The following is a 219-nucleotide window of genomic DNA, read 5'->3' on the forward strand; positions in this document are numbered from 1 at the left end:
CCTCACCCACGACGCCCAGGCCCCCACCCCCACCACCGCCTTCGCCCTCACCCGCCTCGCCGACCCCAACACCCTCCACCACACCCCCATCGGCGTCCTACGCTCCATCCACCGCCCCGTCTACGACACCCAGATGGCCGACCAACTCGACACCGCCATCGAACACAACGGCAAAGGCGACCTCACCACCCTCCTCCACGGCAACGACACCTGGACCGT

General features: G+C 68.9%; 1 pseudogene. It reads left to right on the forward strand.

Going from position 1 to position 219, the window contains the following annotated elements:
* A pseudogene (locus ADL25_RS20925) lies at window positions 1–219 on the forward strand (2-oxoacid:ferredoxin oxidoreductase subunit beta); the annotation flags it as partial.

It is taken from the genome of Streptomyces sp. NRRL F-5122 (assembly GCF_001507435.1).
GTDB classification, from domain to species: Bacteria; Actinomycetota; Actinomycetes; order Streptomycetales; family Streptomycetaceae; genus Streptomyces; species Streptomyces lannensis.